The sequence below is a fragment of the Lysobacter alkalisoli genome (assembly GCF_006547045.1).
Lineage (GTDB): Bacteria > Pseudomonadota > Gammaproteobacteria > Xanthomonadales > Xanthomonadaceae > Marilutibacter > Marilutibacter alkalisoli.
Map to the genome: position 1 here is coordinate 1,252,399 of NZ_CP041242.1, position 19,559 is coordinate 1,271,957.

The following is a 19,559-nucleotide window of genomic DNA, read 5'->3' on the forward strand; positions in this document are numbered from 1 at the left end:
GTCAAGTGGTCGCGGTGTTCACCTTCAGCCTGTAAACTACGGCTTTCCAGCGGCAGCAATCCCATGACTCCCCTGATCTTCGTCACCGGCGGCGTGGTGTCCTCTCTCGGCAAGGGCATCGCAGCGGCCTCGCTGGCGGCCATCCTCGAAGCGCGCGGCCTGCGCGTGACGATGATGAAGCTCGACCCCTACATCAACGTCGATCCGGGCACGATGAGCCCGTTCCAGCACGGCGAGGTCTATGTCACCGACGACGGTGCCGAGACCGACCTCGACCTCGGCCACTACGAGCGTTACCAGCGGACCCGGCTGAGTCGCAAGAACTCCGTCACGACCGGCCGCATCTACGAGAACGTGATCCGCAAGGAGCGCCGCGGCGACTACCTTGGCGGCACCGTGCAGGTCATTCCGCACATCACCGACGAGATCAAGCGCTGCATCGGTGAAGCGGTCGAGGGCTACGATGTCGGCCTGGTCGAGATCGGCGGCACCGTCGGCGACATCGAGTCGCTGCCGTTCCTGGAGGCGATCCGCCAGATCCGCACCGAGCGCGGCCCGGACAAGGCGCTGTTCATGCACCTGACCCTGGTGCCGTGGATCGCCGCTGCCGGTGAGCTCAAGACCAAGCCGACCCAGCACTCGGTCAAGGAACTGCGCTCGATCGGCATCCAGCCCGACATCCTGCTGTGCCGCTCCGAGCAGCCGTTGCCGGACAGCGAGCGTCGCAAGATCGCGCTGTTCACCAACGTCTCCGAGCGTGCGGTCATCTCCGCGGTCGACCTCGACAACATCTACCGGATGCCGGCACGCTTCCACGAACAGGGCCTGGACACCTTGATCGTCGAGCGCCTGCGCCTGCCGGCGGGCGAGCTCGACCTGTCCGAATGGGAAGCGGTACTGGACGCCAGCGAGAACCCGGTCGACGAGGTCACCATCGGCGTGGTCGGCAAGTACGTCGACCACCAGGACGCCTACAAGTCGGTTGGCGAGGCGCTCAAGCACGGCGGCCTGCGCCAGCGCACCCGCGTGAACCTGAAATGGATCGAGTCCACCGACGTCGAGCGCGATGGCGACAAGGCGCTCGCGGGCGTGGACGGCATCCTGGTGCCGGGCGGTTTCGGCGACCGCGGATTCGAGGGCAAGGTGATCACCGCCCGCCATGCGCGCGAACAGAAGGTGCCGTACTTCGGCATCTGCTACGGCATGCAGGCGGCGGTGGTCGACTATGCCCGTCACGTGGCCGGGCTTGATGGAGCCAACAGCACCGAGAACGACAAGACCTGCCCGCACCCGGTGATCGGCCTGATCACCGAATGGCGCACCGCCAGCGGCGAGGTCGAGAAGCGCAGCGAAGACAGCGACCTCGGCGGCACCATGCGCCTGGGTCTGCAGGAGCAGCGGATCAAGCCGGACACGCTCGCCCACAGGATGTATGGCAAGGACATCGTCGGCGAGCGCCACCGCCATCGCTACGAGTTCAACAACCGTTACCTCAACCAGCTCGAGAATGCCGGCCTGGTGTTCAGTGCGAAGTCGCTGGACGAGACCCTGGTCGAGATGGTCGAGCTGCCGCAAGACCGCCACCCGTGGTTCCTGGCCTGCCAGGCCCATCCCGAGTTCCTGTCCACGCCGCGTGATGGCCACCCGCTGTTCGTCGGCTTCATCCGCGCCGCGCGCGAGTACAAGGCCAACGAGGGCGAGGGCAGCGGTCTGCTGAAAGAAGCCCGGGCGTAACCCATCCCCACCCCAACCCTCCCCTTGAGGGGGAAGGCATGGAGAATGCAACGAATGAAACTCTGTGGTTTTGAAGCCGGCCTCGACCAGCCGTTGTTCCTGATTGCCGGCCCCTGCGTGGTCGAGTCGATGCAGTTGCAGATCGACACCGCCGGCCGCCTGAAGGAGATCACCGGCAAGCTGGGGATGAACTTCATCTTCAAGTCCAGCTTCGACAAGGCCAATCGCACCTCCATCGGCAGCTTCCGCGGCCCCGGCATGGAGGAGGGGTTGAAGGTGCTGGCCGAGGTCAAGAGCCAGCTTGGCGTGCCGGTGCTGACCGACGTGCACGAGTACACCCTGATGGACGAGGTCGCCTCGGTCGTCGACGTGCTGCAGACCCCGGCCTTCCTGGTCCGCCAGACCGACTTCATCCGCAAGGTCTGCGCGGCCGGCAAACCGGTCAACATCAAGAAGGGCCAGTTCCTGTCGCCGTGGGACATGAAGCCCGTGGTCGAGAAGGCCCGCTCCACCGGCAACGAGCAGATCATGGTCTGCGAACGCGGCGCCAGCTTCGGTTACAACAACCTGGTCAGCGACATGCGCTCGCTGGCGGTGATGCGCGATACCGGCTGCCCGGTGGTGTTCGATGCCACCCACTCGGTGCAGCTGCCGGGCGGGCAGGGCAGCTCCAGCGGCGGCCAGCGCGAATTCGTGCCGGTGCTGGCGCGTGCGGCGGTTGCCGTGGGCGTGTCCGGCCTGTTCGCCGAGACCCACCCCGACCCGGCCAAGGCCCTGTCCGACGGCCCCAACGCCTGGCCGCTCGACCGGATGGAAGGGCTGCTCGAGACGCTGCTGGAGATCGATCGAATTGCCAAGGGCAGCGGTTTTCCCGAGTCCAGCGTTTGAAGCGCCTTTTGACACGGACCGATGCGGATCAGAAGCAGATGGAATGAGTGGCGGCCCCGCTGCCCCCCGACTTTTGCTTTAATCCCCGGCTGTAATTGGCGCTAATCCTGGTGGTTCCGTGCCGGAACCCGCGCCTTCCTCCACGAACAAGACCCACGACCCCACGAGACCATGACCACGATCGCCAAAGTCCACGCCCGTGAAATCCTCGACAGCCGGGGCAACCCGACCCTGGAAGCAGAAATCACCCTGAGCGACGGCAGCCTTGGCCGCGCGATGGTGCCATCGGGCGCCTCGACCGGCACCAAGGAAGCCGTCGAGCTGCGCGACGGCGACAAGACCCGCTATCTGGGCAAGGGCGTGCGGCAGGCGGTGGAGAACGTCAACACCGCTATCGCCAAGGCGCTGGCTGGCTTCGACGCGGCCGACCAGGCCGGCCTCGACCGCCGCCTGGTCGACCTCGACGGCACCGAGAACAAGGGTCGTCTCGGCGCCAACGCGCTGCTCGGCGTCTCGCTGGCCAACGCCCATGCGGTGGCGGCCTCGAAGAAGCTGCCACTGTGGCAGTGCCTGGCCGATGGGCGCGCACCGGTGCTGCCGGTACCGATGATGAACATCATCAACGGCGGCGCGCATGCCGACAACAACGTCGACCTGCAGGAATTCATGATCCTGCCGGTGGGCATGGACAGCTTCTCCGAGGCGTTGCGCGCCGGCACCGAGGTGTTCCACGCATTGAAGTCGGTGCTCAAGGGTCACGGCCTGAGCACGGCGGTCGGCGACGAGGGCGGCTTCGCCCCCGACCTGCGCAGCAACGAGGAAGCACTGGAGTCCATCCTCGAGGCGATCGGCAAGGCCGGCTACAAGGCCGGCGAGGACATCCTGCTGGGCCTGGACTGCGCTGCGAGCGAGTTCTACGACAACGGCAAGTACAACCTGACCGGCGAGGGCAAGCGCCTGACCTCCGAGCAGTTCGTCGACTTCCTCGCCAACTGGTGCGCGCAGTACCCGATCATCACCATCGAGGACGGGATGGACGAGGGCGACTGGGACGGCTGGAAGCAGCTCACCGCCGCGCTCGGCAACAAGGTCCAGCTGGTCGGCGACGACCTGTTTGTGACCAACCCGAAGATCTTCAGGGAAGGCATCGAGAAGGGCGTGGCCAATGCGATCCTGATCAAGGTCAACCAGATCGGCACCCTGACCGAGACCCTGGAGGCCATCGCGATGGCCGATGCCAACCGCTATGCGGCGGTCATCTCGCATCGCTCGGGCGAAACCGAGGACACCACCATCGCCGACATCGCCGTGGCGACCACCGCGACCCAGATCAAGACCGGCTCGCTGAGCCGCAGCGATCGCGTGGCCAAGTACAACCAGCTGCTGCGCATCGAGGAACAGCTCGGCAGTGCCGCGAAGTATGCCGGCCGCGACGCTTTCGTCTCGCTGAAGTAAATGATCCAGGCGGCGGGCAATCGTGGGCGCGGATGGGGCCTTCCTGCCGTGCTGCTGCTGTTGCTCGCCGTGCTGGTCTACCTGCAGCTCCGCTTGTGGGGGGCGAGGGTGGCCGCGATGCGGTCGCCGAGCTCGAGGTCCAGGTCGAGCAGCAGGTCCAGGACAACGCCTCGCGCCAGCAGCGCAACGACGCCCTGGCGGCCGAGGTGGCCGACCTCAAGGACCTGTCCTCCGGCGGCGCCGCGGTCGAGGAACGCGCCCGCAGCGAGCTGGGCATGATCAGGCCCGGCGAAGTGTTCTACCGCGTGGTGGAACCGGGCACCGCCGGGGGGAATGCAGCCCCGACGCCAGTCCCCGAACCGGTCGACGAGACGCCATGAGCGGCGCTGGCATCTGGGCCGTGGTGCCGGCGGCAGGCCGTGGCACCCGTTTCGGCGGGTCACGGCCGAAACAGTACCTTGAAGTCGCCGGTCAACCGGTACTCGCGCATGCCCTCGATGCACTGCTCGCGCATCCGCGCGTGGCTGGGGCGATGGTCGCGCTGGCGGCCGATGATGGAGACTGGCCCGGCTGGACCGGGCGTCTCGGCAAGCCGGTGCTGCGATGCATCGGTGGCGGCGAGCGCGCCGATTCGGTGCTTGCGGGATTGCGCGCGCTGCCGGCTGAGCTTGGGGACGACACTCTGGTGTTGGTCCACGACGCCGCGCGGCCCAACCTCGCGCTCGGCGACCTCGACCGCCTGATCGAAGCGGCCGAAGCCCACGCCGATGGTGCCATCCTCGCTGCACCGGTCCGCGACACCCTCAAGCGTGCCTACGACGCGGCCCGTATCGCCACGACCGAACCACGCGAGCAGCTGTGGCGCGCATTCACTCCGCAGGCATTCCGCCGCGGCCCGTTGATCCTGGCGCTGGAAACGGCCCGTGCGGCGGGCATCGCCGTCACCGACGAGGCGATGGCGATGGAGCGCCAGGGCGCACGGCCGGCACTGGTCGAGGGCCGCGAGGACAACTTCAAGGTCACAACCCCGGCCGACCTCGACCGTTTCCGTTTCATACTCTCCCGACGCGGCGCACAGGAGCGACGTGGCAAGGAATCGACCATGCAAGGCACCCCGAACATCCGCATCGGCCAGGGCTTCGACGTCCACGCCTTCGGCGATGGCGACCACGTCATGCTCGGTGGCGTGCGCGTGCCGCACGAGTGCGGTGTGGTCGCTCATTCCGACGGCGACGTGGTCATCCACGCGCTGTGCGACGCCATGCTCGGCGCGTTGGCGCTGGGCGACATCGGCCGCCATTTCCCGCCCAGCGACCCGCGCTGGAAGGATGCCGACAGCAGCGCGTTCCTGCGCCACTGCAATGAGTTGGCGCGCGAGCGCGGCTGGGTGCTCGGCAATGCCGACGTCACCGTGATCTGCGAGCGACCCAAGGTCGGCCCGCACGTGCAGGCCATGGGCGAAAAACTGGCGGCAGAGCTCGGTGTCGAGGTCGATGCCGTCAGCATCAAGGCGACCACCACCGAGAAGCTCGGTTTCACCGGTCGCGAAGAGGGGATCGCCGCGCAGGCGGCGGTACTGCTCCACCGTGTCTGACCCGCGCCCGTCCGCCTTGCCGCGGGCGCATGGCGAGGCCGTGCTTTCGGCCTGCATGCGCAGCGTGCCGGAGGACTTCTTCGTCGAGGAACTGCCCGGCTTCGAGCCCAGCGGCAGCGGCGAGCACCTGCTGCTGACGGTCGAGAAACGCGGCATGAACACCGCCTTTGCCGCCCAGCGGATCGCGCAATGGGCAGGCGTCGACGTGTCGGCGATCGGCTATGCCGGCCTGAAGGATCGCCATGCCGTGACCCGTCAGCGCTTCAGCGTGCACCTGCCCGGACGTGAGGCGCCGTCGCTGGAGACACTCGCTTTCGACAACGAGGGTGGCGAGTCTTTACGGGTGCTCGATCATGCCCGGCACGCGAAGAAGCTGCCACGCGGTGCGCTGGCCGGCAACCGCTTCGTGCTGGTGCTGCGCGAGGTCGCCGGCGACCGTGAGGCCATCGAGGCACGCCTGCGGGCATTGACAAGCCGCGGCGTGCCCAACTACTTCGGCGAGCAGCGCTTCGGTCGTGGTGGCGACAACCTGCACGCCGCATTGTCGATGTTCGCCGGGCGGCGGGTCGGGCGCGAGCAGCGCACCCACCTGTTGTCGGCGGCGCGCTCGGCGCTGTTCAACCGGGTGCTGGCCGCGCGGGTGACGGCCGGTTGCTGGGATGCGCCGCTGGAGGGCGAGGTCTGGATCCTGGATGGAAGCCGCAGCGTGTTCGGCCCGGAGCCGTTCAACGATGAGTTGATGCGGCGTCTGGCGGCTTTCGACATCCACCCGAGTGGACCGTTGTGGGGGCGGGGCGAGCTGCGCAGTGAGGCCGGGACGGCCCGGATCGAGTTGGCCGCGCTGGCCGAGCCGCCGGGCGAGGCCTTGTGCCGCGGGCTGGAGAAAGCCGGCCTGAAGCAGGAGCGGCGCGCACTGCGGTTACGTCCGGACGGTCTGACGTGGTCGTGGCCGGCCGACAATGAGCTGGAGTTGTGCTTCAGCCTACCGGCCGGCACCTATGCGACCACGCTGCTTGCCGAGCTCGGTGCGGTGCGGGACGCCTCATCCGTGTCACGCTGATTACCGCCTGTCGGAAGCGTGTAGACAGGCACTGGTCCGGCGCGTGAGAGGGGTATATGCATGAAGTGCAGGCCCGGCAGTGGGTCGGGCCCGGAGCGCCGCAACATGAGACGCGAGCTCCGACAAACCGGAGATATCGTCATGAACGCCAGACTCCGAGCACTTGTCCTGTCATTGTCCGTGATTGGTCTCGCGGCCTGCGCCAGCATGCCGGAGCGGTCCGCCGAAGCGCAAAAAGCGTCGGTTGTCCGCGACTACGACCAGACCTACGTCGCCTATGTCGAGCAGGTCGCGCGCAAGCGCGGCGTGGATGTCCACTGGATCAACCCGCCGCAGGCACGCAAACTGCAGTCCGGTGATTGACCCTGCCACCTGCAGGCAGGGCTCCGGCAGGCATGCAATTGGCTAGCGCCGCCCCGGTGGCGCTAACAGCACCACTACCGCCCCCGTGCCGCCCTGGGCGGCGGGGGCCGAATGGAAGGCCAGCACGTCCGAGCGATGGCGGAGCAGACGGTCGACCAGGTTCTTGAGCACCGGCGTGCCGTCGCCGTGCAGCCCTTTCCCATGCACCACCCGGACGCAGCCGATGCCGTGCCGTCGTGCGTCCGCCAGGAAAGCCCGCAGCAGGGCTTCGGCGGTGCGCGCGTCGGTACCGTGCAGATCCAGCTCCTCCTGGGCCGATATCTCGCCGCGTCGCAACCGTAGCCAGCTGCGCGCAGGCAGGCTGTCGCGCCGATACGACAGCAGGTCGCCGGCCTCGAGCCAGGGCGTGTCCCCGCCGCGTCGGAAGGCCTCGCGTGCGTCGATCTCATCCTGTTCTTTCATCCGCGCCCGGGGTTTGGGTCTGGGAGTCGCGGGTGGCAAGGGCGTGGACTCCAGCCGCCGGACCGGGCCCACCGCTTGCCGGAACAAGGCGGCATCGTCGTCACCGGGGGCACCGATGGTCGTCTGCCCGGGTTTGCGCGGTTTCGTCATGCCTCCAGCGTAACGTGGAGGCCGGCTGTCGCAAGTAGCGCCCGTCCGCATGGTCGACGACACGACGGTGTATCCGACCTGCCCGGACGGGCGGCGGCAATCGGCTATCATGAACGTCCGGGATCGTGCTCCGTAGGGTCCCGCTTCCGGCATCACTTTGTCCCCCAGGGAGTCCATGCGAGTTCTTGTCAGCAACGATGACGGTGTCGACGCCCCCGGCATCCGTTTCCTTGCCGACGGCCTGCGCGCCGCCGGTCATGAAGTCCTGGTGGTCGCCCCCGACCGCGATCGCTCCGGCGCCAGCAATTCGCTGACCCTGGATGCCCCGGTGCGGGTCGTCCAGCTCGACGAGCGCACCTGGCGCGTCCACGGCACCCCGACCGACTGCGTGCATGTCGCCATCACCGGCATGCTCGACGTCGAACCCGATCTCGTCGTCTCCGGCATCAACAACACCGCCAACATGGGCGACGACGTGATCTATTCCGGCACCGTCGCGGCCGCGATGGAGGGGCGTTTCCTCGGCCTGCCCGCGATCGCGGTCTCGCTGAACACGGTCGACCACCACGGCCGGCATTTCGACACCGCCGCCCGTGCCGTGGTCGAGATCATCGCCCGCCTCAGCGTCGACCCGTTGCCGGCCGACACCATCCTCAACGTCAACGTACCCGATGTGCCCTGGGGTGAAGTGCGCGGCTTCGAGGTCGCCCGCCTCGGCAACCGCCACCGCGCCGAGGACTGCATCCGGCAACAGGATCCGCGCGGTCGCGAGTGGTGGTGGATCGGTGCCGCCGGTCCCGAACAGGACGCCGGTCCCGGCACCGACTTCCATGCCCTGCGCACCGGCCACATTGCGATCACTCCGATCCTGGTCGATCTGACCCGCTATCGCGCTCTCGAACAGGTCGCGAGCTGGGTCGATGGCCTGTCCGGTTCGCTGGCGCCGACAGCGGAGGCCCGGCCATGAGCCTGCGCATGCGCCTGCAGCCGGAAGCGCTCGGCACCGGCATGACTTCTCAACGAGTGCGCGATCGCCTGGTCGAGCGCCTGCGCGAGGAGGGCATCCGCGACGAACGCGTGCTCAATGCGATCCGCACCGTGCCGCGGCACCTGTTCGTCGACGAAGCATTGGCGACACGCGCCTACGAGGACACCGCGTTGCCGATCGGTCACGGCCAGACCATCTCGCAGCCGTGGGTGGTGGCGAAGATGACCGAGGCCGTGTTGTCGGCCTCGCCGGAGAAGGTGCTGGAGATCGGCACCGGCTCCGGTTACCAGGCTGCGATCCTCGCCGCGCTGGGGCTGGAAGTACACACCGTCGAGCGTATCGGCGAGCTGCTGCGGGTTGCCCGCAAGCGGTTCCGATCGCTGGGCATGAACGTGCGCAGCAAGCACGACGACGGCCGCATCGGCTGGCCGGAGAACGGCCCGTTCGACGCGATCCTGGTCACCGCCGCCGCACCGGCCCTGGTCGAGGCGTTGAGCGAGCAGTTGGCCCCGGGCGGCACCCTGGTCGCGCCGGTCGGTGGCGCCGCCTCGCAATCGCTGGTCATGCTGCGCAAGGAGGTCGATGGCCGCCTCAGCCAGCAGGCGCTGGCGCCGGTGGTGTTCGTGCCGCTGCTGTCGGGGATGATCGACTGATGCTGCCGTACGTCAGCAGGTGCCCTGCCAGCGGGATCAGCCTGTGAGCCTGCTTTCATGAGATTGTTCGGCCCGATCTACGATCGCTGCCTCATCTGGGCAGCGCATCACCGCGCGCCGCGCTACCTGGCCGCGATGAGCGCGGCCGAGTCGGTGTTCTTTCCGATTCCGGTGGACGTGATGCTGGCGCCGATGGCGTTGGCCGCGCCCAGTCGCTGGTGGCGACTGGCCCTGATCTGCACCATCGCCTCCGTGCTCGGTGGCGTGATCGGCTACCTGCTCGGGCATTTCGCGCTGGATGCGATCTGGCCGTGGATGCTCAAGCTGGGTTGGGACGAAACGTTCCACAAGGTGCAGGCGCTGTTCGAACGTTACGGTTTCTGGATCGTGTTCGTGGCCGCCTTCACCCCGATCCCGTACAAGGTGTTCACGATCGCGTCGGGTGCGACCGGCATCGGACTGGTACCTTTCCTGCTGGGCTCGACGATCGGGCGAGGCGCACGCTTCTTCCTGGTCGCGGGTCTGGTGGCGTTTGGCGGCAAGAAGATCGAGCCCTTGCTGCGGCGCTACATCGAGATCGTGGGCTGGGCCGTGGCTGTGCTGGTGATCGGCGCGCTGGCCTGGCTGGAACTGCGCGGCTGATGCCGTGTCCATTCCCGGACGTCTGCTGCCCTGATGGCGGCATGCGACGGGAGATTCGAAATACGCAAGTCTGGATCCGACGCATGAGCATGACCCCACGCAAACGATTCCCGCATCTCCTCCCGCGCGTCGCCGTATATGCCGTGGCCGGCGCCCTGGTCCTGGGCCTGGCGGCCTGTTCCAGCACCGTGACCCGCACCAGCAGCGGCAGCAGCAGTGCCGGTCCGGTCCGGACGTCGACCCCCAAGCCCGGTGCGACTGCGGTGGTCCAGAGGGGCGACAACCTTTACCGGATCGCGACCAACAACGGCATCACCCTGACCGACCTTGCGGCCTGGAACAACATCCCGCCGCCGTACACCATCCACCCCGGGCAGCGACTGCGGCTGTATCCGTCATCGGGCGCGACCACCGCCACCGCACCGAGCCGTACCCCGCCTGCTTCGACGCCGTCCTCCAGCCGTCCCGCCAGCACGGCTCCCGCTGCATCGTCGACGGCCCCGGCCAGCAGCGGCCTGTCGTGGCGCTGGCCGGCCGACGGCCAGCTGATCGCACGCTACGTCGCCGGCGATCCGACCAAGCAGGGCATCGGCATTGCCGGCAATGGCGGTGCCGCGGTCCGCGCCGCCGGCGATGGCGTGGTGGTCTATTCCGGCTCCGGCCTGGTCGGCTACGGCGAACTGATCATCATCAAGCACAACGACCAGTGGCTGTCGGCCTATGGCCACAACCGCAACCGCCTCGTCAGCGAGGGGGCGGTGGTCAAGTCCGGCCAGCAGATCGCCGAGATGGGCCGCAGCGGCGCCTCGCGCGACATGCTGCATTTCGAGATTCGCTACAACGGCAAGCCGGTCGATCCGTTGCAGTATCTGCCGAAGCGGTAACCACCGGTACGGGCTCCGGATCGGGCGGATCCCCGGCCCGGGCAGTCTGGCTCGGGTCTCAGCCCAGCACGAATCCGGCGACCACCCGCCGACTCTCGCCTGCGAGCACATTGAAGGTGCGGGCGGCGGCGGCGTTGGTCATCACTTCGACCCCGATGCCCTGTGCTAGGAACGCCGCCATCACCGCGGCAGTCGGAAATACCTGCGTGCTGCCGGTACCGAGCAGTACGACCTCGGGCTTCAGTTCCAGCAGCGGGGTGAGGTCGCCTGGTTGCAGCGTACGGACGTCCGTCACCGGCCAGTCCTCGATCAGCCGGTCCGGGGCCAGCACGAAGCTGGCTTCCAGTCGCCGCTCGTTGACCATGGCGGCCTTGCCGTCGGCGCCGCGGAGGAAGAATTCGTGGTCGGGGCGTTCGAGGTTCAGCTGCATTGTTCAGGAGCGGGGGTCACGCCCTCGGCAGCACGATCTGCCGCTTGTCCCGGCTTTGCCGGTACAGCACCGCAGTATGTCCGATCCGCTGCACCAGGGCGGCGCCGGTACGGTCGACAATCGCATCGATCATGCCGTCACGGGCCTCGCGGTCCTCGGCAGCAACCTTGATCTTGATCAGCTCATGGTGCTCCAGCGCCAGTTCGATCTCGGCCACCAGTGCGTCGGTGATTCCCTTGCCGCCGACCTGCAACATGGCCTTGAGTCCATGGGCCTGGCCACGCAGGAACCGGGTCTGTGCGGAGGTCAGCTGGGGTGAGGGGTCGCGTTCAGCCAATGCCCTGTCGGCATCGGCATCGGCGCCGAACGCCCGGTCATGAATGGCCGGGGTGGGCGCTCCGGAAGTAGGCTTTTGTCGCGCCATGGATGGCAACGCACACGGTGGGGAAAGGGCGCACAGGGTATCATGGCGGCTGTATCCCGGATCGAGGACAGGGCCTCCCCCCACGCCCATGGCCACCCGCAGCAAGAGCAGCCAGCGCTGGCTCAAGGAGCACTTTTCCGACCCCTTCGTGAAGAAGGCGCAGGCCGAAGGCCTGCGTTCGCGTGCGGCCTACAAACTGGAGGAACTGGCCGGGCGCGACCGCCTGTTCAGGCCGGGGATGACCGTGGTCGACCTCGGTGCCGCCCCCGGCGGCTGGTCGCAGTGGGTGCGGCAGGAGCTGGACCGGCTCGATCCCAACCGGCCGGGCCGGGTCATCGCCCTCGATATCCTGGAGATGCCGCCGCTGGCCGGGGTCGAGTTCCTTCATGGCGACTTCAGGGAGAATGAGGTCCTATCCCGTCTGGAGGCCTCGCTCGACGGCAAGCCCGTGGACCTTGTGCTGTCGGATATGGCCCCCAATAAGAGCGGTGTGGATGCGGTCGACATGCCGCGGGCGATGTATCTGGCGGAGCTGGCGATGGACTTTGCCGATCACCATCTGCGGGTGGGCGGCACCTTCCTGATCAAGCTGTTCCAGGGCGTCGGTTTCGACGATTACGTGCGCGAGCTGCGCCGCCGCTACGACAAGGTGGCGATTCGCAAGCCGGCGGCGTCGCGCAAGCGCTCGCCGGAAGTCTATGCGCTGGCACAAGGCAAGCGGGCATCGATCAAGTAAGGTGTCCGGGTTTTGAGGGAGAAGGTGCAGGATGACCGGCTCCGTGGATCAACGATTCGTGCCGGCAGCCCCCGGGCGCGGACATGACTGCAAGGGTGGGCAACAGATAACTCATGAATGATTTGGCCAAGAATCTCCTGCTCTGGGTAGTCGTCGCCGTCGTGCTGATGGTGGTGTTCCAGGCGTTCGGCCCGCGCACCATGGGCGCCGAGACGCTGGCCTACGACCAGTTCGTCCACCAGGTGCAGAACGGCCGTATCTCCAAGGTCAAGATCGACGCCGATCGCACCACGATCAGCGGCGAGCGCAAGGACGGCAGCAAGTTCACCACGCACAGTCCGGGCGACAAGGATCTGGTCAACGACCTGCTCGACCACAATGTCGCGATCGAGCAGGTACCGCCCGAAAGCGGGCCGAATCTGGTCTACATCCTGATCAACATCCTGCCGTGGCTGCTGTTCATCGGCATCTGGATCTACTTCATGCGCCAGATGCAGCAGGGCGGCGGCAAGGGTGCGATGAGTTTCGGCAAGTCGCGCGCCAAGATGCAGGGCGAGAACGAGGTCAAGGTGACCTTCGCCGATGTCGCCGGTTGCGACGAGGCCAAGGAGGAGGTCGGCGAGCTGGTCGAGTTCCTGCGTGACCCGACCAAGTTCCAGAAACTCGGCGGCAAGATTCCGCGTGGCGTGCTGATGGTCGGCCCGCCTGGCACCGGCAAGACCCTGCTCGCACGTGCCATTGCCGGCGAGGCCAAGGTGCCGTTCTTCAGCATTTCCGGTTCCGACTTCGTCGAGATGTTCGTCGGCGTCGGTGCCAGCCGCGTGCGCGACATGTTCGAGCAGGCCAAGAAGCACGCGCCGTGCATCATCTTCATCGATGAGATCGACGCGGTCGGCCGCCACCGTGGCGCCGGCCTCGGCGGCGGCCACGACGAGCGCGAGCAGACCCTCAACCAGTTGCTGGTCGAGATGGACGGCTTCGAGGGCGGCGAGGGCGTGATCGTGATTGCCGCGACCAACCGCCCCGACGTGCTCGACCCGGCCCTGCTGCGTCCGGGCCGCTTCGACCGCCAGGTCGTGGTTGGCCTGCCCGACGTCAAGGGCCGCGAACAGATCCTGCGCGTGCACATGCGCAAGCTGCCGCTGGCCGACGACGTCATCCCGATGACGATCGCGCGCGGCACCCCGGGCTTCTCCGGTGCCGATCTCGCCAACCTGTGCAACGAGGCCGCGCTGTTCGCCGCTCGCGAGAATGCCCGTGAAGTGCGGATGGAGTTCTTCGACAAGGCCCGCGACAAGATCCTGATGGGCGCCGAGCGCCGCTCGATGGCGATGAGCGAGGACGAGAAGAAGCTCACCGCCTACCACGAGGCCGGTCATGCCATCGTCGGCCGGGTAGTGCCCGAGCACGACCCGGTCTACAAGGTCACCATCATCCCGCGCGGCCGTGCGCTGGGCGTGACCATGTACCTGCCGGAGGGCGACAAGTACAGCATCAACCGCGTCGCCATCCAGTCGCAGTTGTGCTCGCTGTATGGCGGGCGCGTCGCCGAGGAGCTGATCTTCGGTTCCGACAAGGTCACCACCGGTGCGTCCAACGACATCGAACGCGCGACCAAGATGGCCCGCAACATGGTCACCAAGTGGGGCCTGTCCGACGAGATGGGGCCGATCGCCTACAGCGAGGACGAGGACGAGGTGTTCCTCGGCCGTTCGGTCACCCAGCACAAGAGTGTTTCCGACGAGACCGCGCGCAAGATCGACCTGGTCGTGCGCAGCATCCTCGACAAGGCATACGCGGAGACCACGCGCATCCTCAAGGAAAACATCGACAAGCTGCACGTGATGGCCGACGCGCTGCTGCAGTACGAGACCATCGATGCGCACCAGATCAACGAGATCATGGAAGGCCGCGTGCCGGGACCGCCGGCGGACTGGATCAAGTCCGGCCGGACTTCGAAGGACGATGCCGGCAATACGCCGCCGGATGCGGTGATCGGGCCTGCACCACAGACCTGACGCAGGTGATTGACGAAACGATGGCGCCGGAAGGCGCCATCGTTTTTTTTGGTTCTTCTCCCAGGTGAGGAGGAGCTCGTCTTCGGCGAAGGCGTGGGCACTGCCGCTTGTGTTCGACACCGGTTCTCGCCGCTACCTGGCTGTCCCGAGGTGGCCTGCCGGCCTTGACGGCGAATGTCCCCCGGCCGCCGCCATGGCGACGGCCTCCTCCTTGATTTCGCCGTCAAGGCCGGCAGGCCACCTCGGATCGCGCGGCCACGCTGGAGCGCGAAGCCGGCCTCCCCGGGAGTCCGCTTTTTGCGACCACCGGTCCTGTCCGAACGCCGGGGGTGAAGGCTCTTGGGTGTGAAATCAAGGAGGAGGCGCCGGCTCGGCCGGCGCCGGGGGACATTCACACCCAAGGGCCTTCGCCTCCGGCGCCGCGGTCATCCAACAGACCCGGCGCTTTCCCATCGATCGGGCGAAGAACATATAGCCGGGGCAAGGTCAAAACCAAAACTGAAACCGAAGCCGCATTCCGGGGAACGCTTCCATATCGGCCCGTGCCATGTTTCGTGAGGGAGCAGGCGCGCGGGGTGTGTGATTCCGGGTGCGCCGCGCTTGCCCGGGGTTCTGTTGCTACGCTTGCACCAGTTTCCAGCTGCCCGGGCCACAGGATGTTCGACACCACGCTCACCCTCGACTGCAAAGGCCGTCCGCTGACGCTTGACCGCCCGCGTGTGATGGGCATCGTCAACGTCACCCCGGATTCGTTCTCCGACGGGGGCGAGCATGCCGTCACGGAAGACGCGATCGCGCATGCGCTGAGGCTGGTGGAGGAGGGGGCCGACATCCTCGACATCGGTGGCGAGTCGACCCGCCCGGGCGCCGACGAGGTGCCGCTGGAGCAGGAACTCGCCCGGGTCATCCCGGTGATCGAGCAGTTGGCCTCGCGGGTCGAGGTACCGATTTCGATCGACACCTCCAAGCCCGAGATCATGCGTGCGGCGGTCGCCGCCGGTGCCGGCATGATCAACGACGTCTACGCATTGCGGCGCGAGGGCGCGCTGGAAGCCGCCGCCGCGGCCGGCGTGCCCGTGGTGCTGATGCACATGCAGGGCGAGCCACGCTCGATGCAGGAGGCGCCGCAGTACGACGATGTGGTCGCCGAGGTGCATCGCTTCCTTGCCGAGCGCATCTTCACCGCCGAGATGGCCGGTATCGACAAGAAACGGATCGTGGTCGATCCCGGCTTCGGCTTCGGCAAGACATTGCAGCACAACCTGACCCTGCTCGCGCAGCTGCAGCGCTTCGCCGAACTGGGCGTGCCGTTGCTGGCCGGCCTGTCGCGCAAGCGCAGCATCGGCGAGCTGACCGGTCGCGACGATCCCCGCGACCGCGTGCATGGCTCGGTCGCCGCGCATCTGCTCGCCGCCCAGCGTGGCGCCGCGATCGTGAGGGCGCACGATGTCGCCGCGACCGTCGATGCGCTCAAGGTCTGGAATGCCGTTGCCGCTGTTCCCGCTCCGCGCAGGGAGTCGAAGCCGGCGATCCGCTGGCCCGACGACGACTGACGGCGCTTGTGCGCCGCGACACGGTGCCGCGGCGGGGGCAGGGTAAGCTTGCCCGCTCGAAGGGCAGCCCGTGCCCCGGGGAGAGAGCATGACCGCCAGCACGCCGTTGATCGTCACCTTCGCCGTCTACCTGCTCGCGACCGTCGCGATCGGTTTCGTGGCCTGGCGCTCCACCCGCACCTTCGACGACTACATCCTCGGCGGCCGTTCGCTTGGCAGCTACGTGACCGCGATGTCGGCCGGTGCCTCGGACATGAGTGGCTGGCTGCTGATGGGCCTCCCGGGTGCGCTCTATGCCGGTGGCGCCTCCAAGGCGTGGATCGCGTTCGGGCTGATCATCGGCGCCTGGGCGAACTGGCGCTACGTTGCAGGACCGCTGCGCGTCTACACCGAGCGCACCCGCAACGCGCTGACCTTGCCGGACTACTTCACCCACCGTTTCGCCGACGACAAGCGCATCCTGCGGGTGCTGTCGGCGCTGGTGATCCTGGTGTTCTTTGCCGTGTACTGCTCATCGGGCATCGTCGCCGGCGCGCGGCTGTTCGAGAGCGTGTTCGACGTGCCGTATGCGCAGGCAATCTGGTACGGGGCCGCGGCGACCATCCTCTACACCCTGATCGGCGGTTTCCTGGCGGTGAGCTGGACCGACACGGTGCAGGCCACACTGATGATCTTCGCGCTGATCCTTACGCCGGTCATGGTGATCGTCGGCAACGGCGGGCTCGACCCCAGCCTGGAAGTGATCCGGCAGGTCGATCCCGCACGTCTGCAATGGGTCGGTGCTGGTGGCGTCATCGCGATCGTCTCGGCCATGGCGTGGGGGCTGGGCTATGTCGGCCAGCCACACATCCTGGCGCGTTTCATGGCCGCCGACAGCGTCGCCACGATTCCGCACGCGCGTCGCATCGGCATGACCTGGATGATCCTGTGTCTGTTCGGTGCGATGTCGGTCGGTTTCTTCGGCATCGCGTGGTTCGGCACCCATCCCGAGGTTGCCGGTCCGGTCAATGCCAATTCAGAGCGTGTGTTCATCGTGCTCGCCGAGCAACTGTTCAACCCGTGGGTGGCCGGCGTGCTGCTGTCGGCGATCCTCGCAGCGGTGATGAGCACGCTGTCGTGCCAGTTGCTGGTGTGTTCGAGCGCGTTGACCGAGGACTTCTATCGCGGCTTCATCCGCAAGCAGGCCGGACATCGCGAGCTGGTCTGGGTCGGCCGCACGATGGTGCTCCTGGTCGCGCTGATCGCGATCGCGATCGCCACCAATCCCGACAGTCGCGTACTTGGCCTGGTCAGCTACGCGTGGGCCGGCTTCGGAGCCGCGTTCGGCCCCGTGGTGGTGCTGTCGCTGATCTGGAAACGGATGACCCGCAATGGCGCATTGGCCGGGATGCTGTCCGGCGCATCGGTGGTTGTGCTGTGGAAGACCGGCAGCAACATCCTTGAGGCCTGGCAGGTCGCCGGGGACGAAATGGTCGTGTGGACACTGGCGGGCCATACCGTGATCGACTGGGGCATGACCGGCAACCAGCTGTATGCCAGCGTGCCTGAAACCCTCCGGCAGGCGTTGGCGTTGTACGAGATCGTGCCTGGCTTCATCGTCGCCGTCGCTGCCATCGTCATCGTCAGTCTGTTGGGCAAGGCGCCGCCCCACGAGGTGCAGGTCACCCACGAACAGGTGCGATTGAGTCTGCGCGAGAATGGATATTGAAGGCTTGTTGTCAAGGATTTCCTGCGGTCATTTCTTCGCCATCTTCCCGGCATCCCTTGTTGCGCATGGCGATCAGAGGGTTGTTCAATCCACTGTCCGCAGGCTTGTCCACAGCTGCTGTGGACAGCTGCAACAGGCTGGTCAAAAAAACGCCAAACATGAGAAGGGCCTTGTGGCATCGGCGCCTTGGCTGTTTCTCAACAAGGTTGTCCCAACGGTTTTCCACAGGCTGTGTGGAAAGCGCCATCGCCGGTTGCCGTAATGCGTTGGTCCGTGTAAGGGCTGCGCCAGTCTGAGCGTCAGTCGATACACCCGACCTCCATCCCCATGCCCGCTGCACATGTCCGCTGATACACGCCCCATTGCGATCGCACTGATGGGCCCCACCGCCTCGGGCAAGACCGCGCTCGCGCTCGACTGGGCCGAACGGCTCGGCGGCGAGATCGTCAGCGTCGACTCGGCGCTGGTCTATCGCGGTCTCGACATCGGTTCGGCCAAGCCGGACGTTGGGGAACGCGCGCGGGTGCCGCACCACCTGATCGACGTGCGCGAGCCCTGGCAGCCGTACTCGGCGGCCGAGTTTGCCGCCGACGCACGGCAGGCGCTGGATGCAATCGTCGCGCGCGGACGCCTGCCGATCCTGGCTGGAGGAACCGGGCTGTACTTCCAGGCCCTGCTCGAAGGCCTGTCGCCGATGCCCGAGGCCGACCCTGACGTCCGTTCCGTGATCGAAGCCGAGGCCCGGGAGCGGGGCTGGCCCGCGATGCACGCCGAGCTGGCCGCAGTCGACCCGGAGGCCGCCGCGCGCATCCATGCCACCGACCCCCAGCGCATCCAACGCGCACTTGAGGTCTGGCGGTTGAGCGGTCGTACCATCAGCGACTGGCGGCGTGAGCCGCGCGCGCGCCTGCCGTTCCGGGTGCTGAAGCTGGTGCTGGCCCCATCCGATCGAGCGGTGCTGCACGAGCGCATCGCCAGGCGCTTCGATGCGATGCTCGAAGCCGGATTCCTGGACGAGATCCGCGGCCTGCGGGCGCTGCCGGAGTTGCAGGCCCACCCGGCGCCGCTGGACCTGCCGGCCATCCGCGCAGTCGGTTACCGCCAGGCCTGGGAGTATCTGGATGGGCGGGGCGATGCGGCCTCCTTCCGCGACCATGGCGTCTTCGCCACCCGCCAATTGGCCAAGCGGCAGCTCACCTGGCTGCGCGGGCAGCTGGATGCGCGCTGGTTCGACCCGCAATCACAGCGCCCGGCGCTGGAATCGGCGCTGGAACTGTTTCTGACCGGGACCCGCTGGCAGCCAGGTTGCCCGGGACGGGGTTAAACTTTCCCGGGTGTCGCCAAACCCTGACGCCTGTACATGGACCTGTGCGCCACTTGCGCTACCATCGGCCGGTCGCTGCCATGGGGAGCATGCCAGGCGACCGGGTCATGCCTTGCCGCGCAGCATGCCCTTGAACAGCAGGCTTATAACTAGAACAGCATGGGGAAATTTTGATGTCCAAAGGACAATCTTTGCAGGATCCATTCCTGAATGCGCTTCGGCGCGAGCGTGTGCCGGTATCGGTCTACCTCGTCAACGGTATCAAGTTGCAGGGCACCATCGAGTCGTTCGACCAGTTTGTCGTACTGCTGCGCAATACCGTCAGCCAGATGGTCTACAAGCACGCCATTTCCACCGTCGTTCCGGCTCGTAATGTGCGGGTCGGTCCAGGTGGCGGCTATGTCCAGACCGGGCAGGGTGAAACCGACGGCAGCGACGAGAGCGAGTAGGCCGTTGTTCGATCCAGGTGCCCGGACGCTTGAAAACAGCGCTC

The 19,559-nt window shown here is 67.0% G+C and carries 20 protein-coding genes and 2 pseudogenes; 18 read left to right on the forward strand and 4 right to left on the reverse strand.

The window, feature by feature from the left end:
- The first annotated feature begins 63 nt into the window (after window positions 1–63).
- The 8 genes and pseudogenes from FKV23_RS05460 to FKV23_RS05490 all read left to right on the forward strand — a co-directional run bounded on the left by FKV23_RS05460 (window position 64) and on the right by FKV23_RS05490 (window position 7,094).
- On the forward strand, window positions 64–1,734 hold the full coding sequence (locus FKV23_RS05460; RefSeq protein ID WP_141622938.1) for a CTP synthase: 1,671 nt from the start codon (window positions 64–66) through the stop codon (window positions 1,732–1,734).
- Window positions 1,735–1,788: 54 nt separating this feature from the next.
- A complete protein-coding gene (gene kdsA / locus FKV23_RS05465) occupies window positions 1,789–2,622 on the forward strand; it encodes a 3-deoxy-8-phosphooctulonate synthase (RefSeq protein WP_141622939.1) in 834 nt (277 codons plus the stop codon).
- 171 nt (window positions 2,623–2,793) lie between these two features.
- On the forward strand, window positions 2,794–4,077 hold the full coding sequence (gene eno / locus FKV23_RS05470; protein ID WP_141622940.1) for a phosphopyruvate hydratase: 1,284 nt from the start codon (window positions 2,794–2,796) through the stop codon (window positions 4,075–4,077).
- Window positions 4,078–4,457, forward strand: a pseudogene (gene ftsB, locus FKV23_RS05475) (cell division protein FtsB).
- Window positions 4,454–5,146 (forward strand): annotated as a pseudogene (gene ispD, locus FKV23_RS17320) (2-C-methyl-D-erythritol 4-phosphate cytidylyltransferase); the annotation flags it as partial. The pseudogenes ftsB and ispD, both read left to right, overlap by 4 nt.
- A 33-nt stretch (window positions 5,147–5,179) precedes the next feature.
- Window positions 5,180–5,671 (forward strand): 2-C-methyl-D-erythritol 2,4-cyclodiphosphate synthase, encoded by a 492-nt coding sequence (gene ispF, locus FKV23_RS17325; protein WP_208543280.1) that lies wholly within the window; start codon window positions 5,180–5,182, stop codon window positions 5,669–5,671.
- The gene (truD, locus tag FKV23_RS05485) at window positions 5,664–6,731 is read left to right on the forward strand and encodes a tRNA pseudouridine(13) synthase TruD (RefSeq protein WP_279633043.1); all 1,068 of its coding nucleotides are present in this window, start codon (window positions 5,664–5,666) and stop codon (window positions 6,729–6,731) included. Before ispF ends, truD begins: the two co-directional genes overlap by 8 nt.
- 141 nt (window positions 6,732–6,872) lie before the next feature.
- A complete protein-coding gene (locus FKV23_RS05490; protein ID WP_141622943.1) occupies window positions 6,873–7,094 on the forward strand; it encodes a hypothetical protein in 222 nt (73 codons plus the stop codon).
- Between the two features lie 42 nt (window positions 7,095–7,136).
- On the opposite strand, the gene FKV23_RS05495 is transcribed toward FKV23_RS05490, so the two are convergent.
- Window positions 7,137–7,706 carry a Smr/MutS family protein gene (locus FKV23_RS05495; protein ID WP_141622944.1) on the reverse strand — a complete coding sequence of 190 codons (570 nt, stop codon included), beginning with the start codon at window positions 7,704–7,706 and terminating at the stop codon, window positions 7,137–7,139.
- A gap of 175 nt (window positions 7,707–7,881) precedes the next feature.
- On the opposite strand from FKV23_RS05495, the gene surE reads away from it, so the two are divergent.
- The 4 genes from surE to FKV23_RS05515 all read left to right on the forward strand — a co-directional run bounded on the left by surE (window position 7,882) and on the right by FKV23_RS05515 (window position 10,873).
- Window positions 7,882–8,673, forward strand: a complete 792-nt coding sequence (surE, locus tag FKV23_RS05500; protein WP_141622945.1) for a 5'/3'-nucleotidase SurE — start codon at window positions 7,882–7,884, stop codon at window positions 8,671–8,673.
- Complete coding sequence (locus FKV23_RS05505) at window positions 8,670–9,347, forward strand: protein-L-isoaspartate(D-aspartate) O-methyltransferase (protein WP_141622946.1); 678 nt, start codon at window positions 8,670–8,672, stop codon at window positions 9,345–9,347. Before surE ends, FKV23_RS05505 begins: the two co-directional genes overlap by 4 nt.
- Before the next feature lie 57 nt (window positions 9,348–9,404).
- Window positions 9,405–9,989 carry a YqaA family protein gene (locus FKV23_RS05510; RefSeq protein ID WP_141622947.1) on the forward strand — a complete coding sequence of 195 codons (585 nt, stop codon included), beginning with the start codon at window positions 9,405–9,407 and terminating at the stop codon, window positions 9,987–9,989.
- 89 nt (window positions 9,990–10,078) lie between these two features.
- Window positions 10,079–10,873 carry a peptidoglycan DD-metalloendopeptidase family protein gene (locus FKV23_RS05515; protein WP_141625069.1) on the forward strand — a complete coding sequence of 265 codons (795 nt, stop codon included), beginning with the start codon at window positions 10,079–10,081 and terminating at the stop codon, window positions 10,871–10,873.
- 58 nt (window positions 10,874–10,931) lie between these two features.
- On the opposite strand, the gene FKV23_RS05520 is transcribed toward FKV23_RS05515, so the two are convergent.
- Together FKV23_RS05520 and yhbY are read right to left on the reverse strand one after the other, a co-directional pair.
- Entirely contained in the window at window positions 10,932–11,303 is a 372-nt protein-coding gene (locus FKV23_RS05520; RefSeq protein ID WP_141622948.1) for an Mth938-like domain-containing protein, read from the reverse strand.
- Window positions 11,304–11,319: 16 nt separating this feature from the next.
- Window positions 11,320–11,613 (reverse strand): ribosome assembly RNA-binding protein YhbY, encoded by a 294-nt coding sequence (gene yhbY / locus FKV23_RS05525; RefSeq protein WP_244244157.1) that lies wholly within the window; start codon window positions 11,611–11,613, stop codon window positions 11,320–11,322.
- 202 nt (window positions 11,614–11,815) lie between these two features.
- Here yhbY and rlmE point away from each other — a divergent pair, with 202 nt between their 5' ends.
- From rlmE to putP, 4 genes are all read left to right on the forward strand, one after another.
- Entirely contained in the window at window positions 11,816–12,463 is a 648-nt protein-coding gene (gene rlmE / locus FKV23_RS05530; RefSeq protein WP_141622950.1) for a 23S rRNA (uridine(2552)-2'-O)-methyltransferase RlmE, read from the forward strand.
- 113 nt (window positions 12,464–12,576) lie between these two features.
- Window positions 12,577–14,481: an ATP-dependent zinc metalloprotease FtsH gene (gene ftsH, locus FKV23_RS05535; protein WP_141622951.1), complete on the forward strand. Its 1,905-nt coding sequence runs from the start codon at window positions 12,577–12,579 to the stop codon at window positions 14,479–14,481.
- Window positions 14,482–15,137: 656 nt separating this feature from the next.
- Window positions 15,138–16,034, forward strand: a complete 897-nt coding sequence (folP, locus tag FKV23_RS05540) for a dihydropteroate synthase (protein WP_141622952.1) — start codon at window positions 15,138–15,140, stop codon at window positions 16,032–16,034.
- 88 nt (window positions 16,035–16,122) lie between these two features.
- Complete coding sequence (gene putP / locus FKV23_RS05545) at window positions 16,123–17,742, forward strand: sodium/proline symporter PutP (protein ID WP_141622953.1); 1,620 nt, start codon at window positions 16,123–16,125, stop codon at window positions 17,740–17,742.
- 10 nt (window positions 17,743–17,752) lie between these two features.
- Here putP and FKV23_RS05550 read toward each other — a convergent pair whose 3' ends face one another.
- Window positions 17,753–17,989, reverse strand: coding sequence for a hypothetical protein (locus FKV23_RS05550; RefSeq protein ID WP_141622954.1), 237 nt, complete (start codon window positions 17,987–17,989; stop codon window positions 17,753–17,755).
- A 93-nt stretch (window positions 17,990–18,082) separates the two neighbouring features.
- Between FKV23_RS05550 and miaA the strand changes: the two genes are divergently transcribed.
- Both miaA and hfq read left to right on the forward strand, forming a co-directional pair.
- Window positions 18,083–19,066 (forward strand): tRNA (adenosine(37)-N6)-dimethylallyltransferase MiaA, encoded by a 984-nt coding sequence (gene miaA / locus FKV23_RS05555; RefSeq protein WP_141622955.1) that lies wholly within the window; start codon window positions 18,083–18,085, stop codon window positions 19,064–19,066.
- A gap of 173 nt (window positions 19,067–19,239) precedes the next feature.
- Complete coding sequence (gene hfq, locus FKV23_RS05560) at window positions 19,240–19,515, forward strand: RNA chaperone Hfq (protein WP_141622956.1); 276 nt, start codon at window positions 19,240–19,242, stop codon at window positions 19,513–19,515.
- Window positions 19,516–19,559 lie beyond the last annotated feature (44 nt).